A 6,587-nucleotide genomic window follows, 5' to 3' on the forward strand; every position below is an offset into this window, starting at 1 on the left:
CTCCCCACTCCCCACTCCCCACTTCTAACAAGTTTTTTGTACCTTTGGATCTTTCCACATAACAAGCTGATATCTTTAACCTACAGCTTCTAGCACCTATTCTGGCCGTCAACCTTTATCGATAACCTAAGAGTTTTAAAAGAATGTCTGCGATCGCAAAACCTTCCATCAGAGAAGAACAACACCCCCTGATTCGCCAACTCGCCGATTGTATTGAGTCCAACTGGCAGCGCTACCTAGCGCTTGAACCCTATGCGCTACCAGCGGAGTTAGGATATGTCGAAGGAAGACTGGAGGGAGAAAAACTAATCATTGAAAACCGCTGCTATCAAACGCCGCAGTTTCGGAAAATGCACCTGGAATTAGCAAGAATCGGTAATAAGCTGGATATTCTCCACTGCGTCATGTTTCCCCGCCCGGAATATGATTTGCCGATGTTTGGCTGCGATTTAGTAGGGGGAAGGGGACAAATCAGTGCTGCGATCGCGGATTTGTCTCCAGTTAACTACCTTCGCATCTTACCCGATACCTATCGCCAACTTTTAGCCGCATTACCTATACCTGAATTTAAAGATACTCGCGATTTGCCAGCTTGGGGAGATATTTTTTCCAATTTCTGCATTTTTATTCGCCCCGGTAACCCAGAAGAAGAAAGCCAATTTCTATCACGAGTCGATCAGTTTCTCCAGATTCACTGTAGTCTGGGGGCAAATGCTACTCCTGTATCTCCAGAAAAACAAGCGGAAATTATTGCAGGTCAACACTACTACTGTACCAAGCAGCAGCAAAATGACAAAACTCGCCGCGTACTAGAAAAAGCCTTTGGTTCAGATTGGGCAGATAATTACATGTCATCAGTGCTATTCGATTTGCCAACCGATGAAGGATAAAGGATGAAGTATGAAGGTTGAAGGTTGAAGGATTAGAGTTTTAATTCAAAACTCAAAACGGACTTCGTCCCGCAACGCTCTCCAAAACGGACTTCGCCCCGCTGCGCTAACAAAACTCTCGAACCCACTCCCCACTCCCCACTCCCCACTTCCCAATCGCAAAACAGCGATATGAGACAAATGTTATAGTTGTCTACAAAACCGATCACCATGGGGCAAATACCAGATTTAAAAGATCAGCCAAACTCAAAATCGGTAACGCATTGGGTGACAAAAACTAAAGCGTTCCGGTTCACTATACCAATTGTTGTTGGTGGTATCCTCGCCACTGGAGTGGCTGCTATTTACACCCTAAAATACGCCCAGCAGCGTCCCACCGAGTTAAGTCCTTCTCCTAGTCTCCCCCCACCTGCGATTAAATCCGTCACCGCCCTAGGTCGCCTAGAACCAGCAGGAGAAGTAATTCAAGTCTCCGCCCCAAGTTCATTGGAGGGTGCAAGGGTACAAGAGATATTGGTAAATGAAGGAGATTGGGTACGCGCTAACCAAGTAATTGCCGTTTTGGATAATCGCGATCGCTTACAGTCTGACTTAGATATTGCTCAAAAACAAGTCAAAATTGCCCAAGCTAATCTAAACAAAGTTAAAGCAGGTGCAAAACCAGGGACAATTAATGCTCAAACAGCTAAAATCGGTCGTCTCGGAGTCGAATCCCAGGGAGAAAAAGACGCACGACAAACTAACATTAACAGTTTAGAGACTCAATTAATCGAGACCCAGAAAGCTGAAGACGCTAAAATTCAAGCTCAAGAGAAGTCAATTGAATCTAAACAAGCGGCAATTGAATCTCAAAAGGCGATAATGACAGCTCAAGTAACCTCAGTTAATCGCCTAAAGGAAGAATTAGATAATGCTGAAGAAGATTTTGAACGCTATCCGAAATTAGCGGCAGATGGTACGATTTCTGAATCTGAATTTAAACGCCGCTCCTTGGGAGTGAAAACTGCCAGAGGGCTTTACGAAGAAGCTCAAGCTAACCTCAGTCAAGCTCAAGCCAACCTCAGCCAAGCTAGAGCTAACCTCAGTCAAGAAGAAGCCAAGTTAATTGAAATTCAAGCCAATAAAACTCAAACATTAGCAACACTTAGAGAAAAACGCACAGAAGCCAAAGTTAATCGCAAAAAGACTGAAGATGTTTTTCAAGGGCAAATTAAAGAAGAAGAAGCTACTCTAGAGGAAATTAAAGAAGTTCGTCCAGTTGATGTTCAACAAGCAGAAGCAGAAGTTGAACGCGCCTTAGCAGGAGTCCAGAAAGCTCAAACTGATTTGAAATCATTAGCTTATGTGGATGCGAAAGAGGCGGGTCAAATTTTGAAAATTAATAAACGTCCAGGCGCTATCGTTGAACAAGGTAAGCCAATTGTCGAAATGGGAAAAACCGATCAAATGATTGCGATCGCAGAAGTATATGAAAGCGATATTAGCAAGGTGCGAATTGGTCAGCGAGTTACTATTAATAGTGAAGGGAAAGCCTTCTCAGGAGAACTCCATGGTAATGTTCGGGAAATCGGGCTAAAAATTGGCAAAAAAGATAGTCTAAGCACTGATCCTGCTGCTGATGTTGATTCTAGAGTAGTCGAAGTAAAGATTCGTCTTCGTCCAGAAGATAATAAGCGAGTAGCAGGTTTAACTTTCTCAAAGGTTATTGTGGAAATATTTTTATAGTTATTGGTTATTGGTTATTGGTTATTGGTTATTGGTTATTGGTTATGGGAGCATCCCGAGCAAGGAAGAAATGCAGGTTGTATTCTTGCTCCCCCCTTTGATAAGGGGGGCTGGGGGGGTGCAAAGGGGGGCAAAAAACGAGAATCTTTGCCAAAGTGGGATACTCCCTTGGTTATTGGTTATTGGTTATTGGTTATTGGCAAGGGGCTTAGAGGCAATTGTTGTAGAACAACAAATAACAAATAACAAACAACAAACAACAAATAACAAATAATGAAAATTCCTCTAGCCTGGTTACAACTATCTCGCCAAAAAATACGATTAATGGTAGCAATTGCCGGGATTGGTTTTGCCGATATCTTGATGTTTATGCAGCTAGGTTTTCGGGATGCCCTATTTGATAGTTCAGTGATACTACATAAAAACCTAGAGGGTGATATTTTTCTAATCAGTCCCCAATCCACAGCCCTGATTTCGATGAAAAGTTTTCCCCATCGTCGTTTATATCAGGCATTAGGCTTTGATGGAGTTAAATCTATTAGTCCAGTCTATCTGGAGTTGGCACTGTGGAAAAATCCCGAAACCCGTGGTACTCGCAGCATTATGGCTTTGGGCTTTAATCCAACAGACAGCATCCTCAGTGTACCTGGAGTAAAAGAAAATCTCGATCGGATAAAACTGGCAGATATTGTTTTATTTGATGATGCTTCTCGACCAGAATTTGGTCCGATTGCCCAATGGTTTAAAGAGGGAAAAGAGGTTTATACTGAAGTAAAAAGCCGCAGGATTAAAGTAGGGGGATTATTTACATTAGGGGCTTCTTTCGGTGCTGATGGTAATATGATTACAAGCGATACCAATTTTTTGAGTCTGTTTTCCCAACGGGATAAGGGACTAATTGATATTGGGATCGTTAAATTAGAAGCAGGGGCAAATTTGGCAAACGTTTTAGCTAATATGAGAAAGGATTTGCCTCAAGATGTCAGGATTTTATCTAAGGAAGAATTTGTTCAGGTAGAGAAACATTACTGGCAAACCAGTACATCTATTGGCTTTGTCTTTACCCTGGGCACGATTATGGGATTTATCGTTGGTATTGTAATTGTTTATCAAATTCTCTATACCGACGTTGACGACCATTTGCCAGAGTATGCCACACTGAAAGCAATGGGCTATAAAAATAGTTACCTCCTAATGGTAGTTTTCCAAGAAGCCCTGATGCTTGCTGTTGTAGGTTATGTTCCCGGCTTCGTAGTCGCATCAGGGCTATACACCCTTACCAGAAATGCCACTAGTTTACCAATGGGAATGGATTTTGCTAAAACCACAACCGTATTAACCTTGACAATTGTGATGTGTTCTGTATCGGGCGCGATCGCAGTTCGCAAACTCCAAGCAGCTGATCCGGCAGATATTTTCTAGAATAATAGCTATTAGCTAATCTTTTTCCTGAAGTAAGAATCATATAAAGACCTTTTTGTAAAGAGAATTACCTGAAAATAAACGGATGAAAATCTCTCTTACCCAACCAGATAAAACAGGCGTACCTCCCCATAACACAGGTGGATCGCCTGTGCCTACCGTAGTATCAATTAAAAATCTCAACCATTACTTCGGCAAAGGTTCCCTGCGCAAACAGATTTTATTCGATATTAGCTTAGAACTTAAACCCGGAGAAATCGTATTATTGACAGGACCATCTGGTTCCGGTAAAACAACCTTATTGACACTAATGGGTGGATTGCGATCGCCTCAAACTGGAAGTGTCAAAGTATTGGAACAAGAATTAGTTGGTGCAAACAACAATCGCTTGGTAGAAGTACGCCGAAATATTGGCTATATTTTCCAAGCACATAACTTGCTCAAAAGTCTAACCGCACGGCAAAACGTACAAATGTCCCTCGAACTTCATCCCCAATTTTCAGCAAAAGAAGTCTCCCAAAAGTCAGCCGAAATCCTGAGTGCAGTTGGTTTAGGAGAAAGGATCGATTACTACCCAGAGAACCTTTCTGGCGGACAAAAACAACGAGTTGCGATCGCGCGTGCCTTAGTAAGTCATCCGAAGTTAGTATTAGCAGACGAACCCACTGCTGCTCTTGATAGTAAATCAGGACGGGATGTGGTGGAATTGATGCAGCGGTTAGCGAAGGAGCAGGGATGTACGATTTTGCTAGTGACACACGATAGCCGGATATTAGATGTTGCGGATCGCATTCTTCATATCGAAGATGGTTGGTTGCAAAGCGATACTGAAAATAACCGTTTTTGAGTTCATATTGCTAATTAGTTGTTAGTTATTAGTTGTTAGTTATTGGTTGTTATAATTTTTTTACCATATCGAAAAAAACAAACAACAAACAACAAACAACAAACAACCATTAGCTTTCAAATGACTCCACTTCCTTAATATTAATACCATTAATATCTTCAACAATTGCCCCGTCCCGAATTAGATCCAGCTTCAATTCCGGAGACAGACCTCCATTGTATCCAAATAGCGCCTTCTCCACATTAGTATGGTAGCGCTTGATATCTTGGAGGCTGGCACCAATCAGGTTAGCACGACTGAGATTGGCATTTTTGAGATCGGCATTCTTGAGATTCGCATCCCGTAAATTGGCGCGACTGAGATTAGCTCGACTGAGGTTAGCATCCCGTAAGTCAGCACGGCTGAGGTTTGCACCAGTCAGATTAGTACCACCTAACTCAGCGCGGCTGAGGTGGGCACTAATCAAGTTACTACGGCTGAGATTAGCGCGACTGAGATTACTACCACCCAAATTGGCATCGATTAAGTCAGCGTTACTCAAGTTTGCCCCAATCAGGTTAGCACTAATCAGGTTTGCGCTACTAAGGTTGGTACTATTAAGGTCAGCACCGATTAAGTTAGTACCGCTGAGATTGGCTCCTCTGAGGTTAGCATTACCTAAGTTTGCACCATTAAGGTTTGCCAGACTCACATCAGCACCGCTAAGATTAGCCAGACTCAAGTTAGCACCATTAAGATTAGCCAGACTCAGGTTAGTATTGGTCAGGTTGGAAAAGCTAAGGTTATTCCCACTGAGATCGGTACCGCTAATATTAGCATCTTTCAGGTTAGCTTTATTCAGGTTAGCACCTCTGAGATTACTCCGACTCAAATTAGTCCGGCTGAGATTAGCACCACTCAGGTTAGCACCACTCAGGTTGACACTACTGAGATTGACACCAATTAAATCCACACCGCTGAGGTTAGCACCGCTGAGGTTAGCACCGCTGAGATTGACACCGATTAATTCTGCACCACTGAGGTTAGCACCGCTAAGATTAGCACCACTGAGGTTAGCACAGACTAACTCTGCACCAATCAAATCCGCACCGCTGAGGTTAGCACCACTCATGTTGGCAACACTAAGATTGGCGCTACTGAGGTTAGCACCACTCAAATTGGCAAGACTGAGGTCAGCAAAACTCAGATTAGTATGACTTAGATTAGCAAGACTCAGATCGCTACCAGCGAATTCCGCACTACTCAGATTATCGCCACCGAGATCCTCGCCCCTTAATTCCAAGCCAGCAAAATCCTTTGCCAGATTTACACCGACAAGTTTTGACAATTTAGGAAACTCTTCGGGGCTGGCATCTATAATTTGCCGGATCAGATCTTGAATATCCAGGTCGATTTCTCCATCAGTCATCAGCATCATGGGTTGGTAAGGGGAAAATGAATATCCCTATTATTCATGCCTGGGGAGAAATTTTCCCCTTTAGATGAACCGCACTCCAACAGGGCTTCCCGATCAGAAATTCGCGTATCCATTTTTCCTTGTACACAACGGTAATATTTGCGGCTGATGCCTTAACAGTTGATAACCTAGGTAAAAGCTTAACGCTCTGGGGTACTCCGCTCAGTGGTGGGTAGTTGACCTAGTGCCGTTTTACAGAAATCCTTGAGCAGTTAAAATCTTCCCCTTCTTCCCCTTGCCCCTCTTC

5 protein-coding genes are annotated in these 6,587 nt (G+C 43.1%); 4 read left to right on the forward strand and 1 reads right to left on the reverse strand.

Going from position 1 to position 6,587, the window contains the following annotated elements; genetic code table 11:
- The first annotated feature begins 143 nt into the window (after positions 1–143).
- The 4 genes from NJ959_RS23960 to NJ959_RS23975 all read left to right on the forward strand — a co-directional run bounded on the left by NJ959_RS23960 (position 144) and on the right by NJ959_RS23975 (position 4,884).
- On the forward strand, positions 144–890 hold the full coding sequence (locus NJ959_RS23960; RefSeq protein ID WP_254014264.1) for a phycocyanobilin:ferredoxin oxidoreductase: 747 nt from the start codon (positions 144–146) through the stop codon (positions 888–890).
- A gap of 189 nt (positions 891–1,079) precedes the next feature.
- Complete coding sequence (locus tag NJ959_RS23965; protein WP_254014265.1) at positions 1,080–2,615, forward strand: HlyD family efflux transporter periplasmic adaptor subunit; 1,536 nt, start codon at positions 1,080–1,082, stop codon at positions 2,613–2,615.
- 273 nt (positions 2,616–2,888) lie between these two features.
- Entirely contained in the window at positions 2,889–4,037 is a 1,149-nt protein-coding gene (devC, locus tag NJ959_RS23970) for an ABC transporter permease DevC (protein WP_254014266.1), read from the forward strand.
- An 85-nt stretch (positions 4,038–4,122) separates the two neighbouring features.
- Complete coding sequence (locus NJ959_RS23975; protein ID WP_254014267.1) at positions 4,123–4,884, forward strand: DevA family ABC transporter ATP-binding protein; 762 nt, start codon at positions 4,123–4,125, stop codon at positions 4,882–4,884.
- Between the two features lie 109 nt (positions 4,885–4,993).
- Here NJ959_RS23975 and NJ959_RS23980 read toward each other — a convergent pair whose 3' ends face one another.
- Positions 4,994–6,292, reverse strand: a complete 1,299-nt coding sequence (locus NJ959_RS23980) for a pentapeptide repeat-containing protein (RefSeq protein ID WP_254014268.1) — start codon at positions 6,290–6,292, stop codon at positions 4,994–4,996.
- Positions 6,293–6,587 lie beyond the last annotated feature (295 nt).

Origin of the sequence: Limnofasciculus baicalensis BBK-W-15 (assembly GCF_024178385.1) — a bacterium.
In the GTDB taxonomy this organism is placed as follows: domain Bacteria; phylum Cyanobacteriota; class Cyanobacteriia; order Cyanobacteriales; family Coleofasciculaceae; genus Limnofasciculus; species Limnofasciculus baicalensis.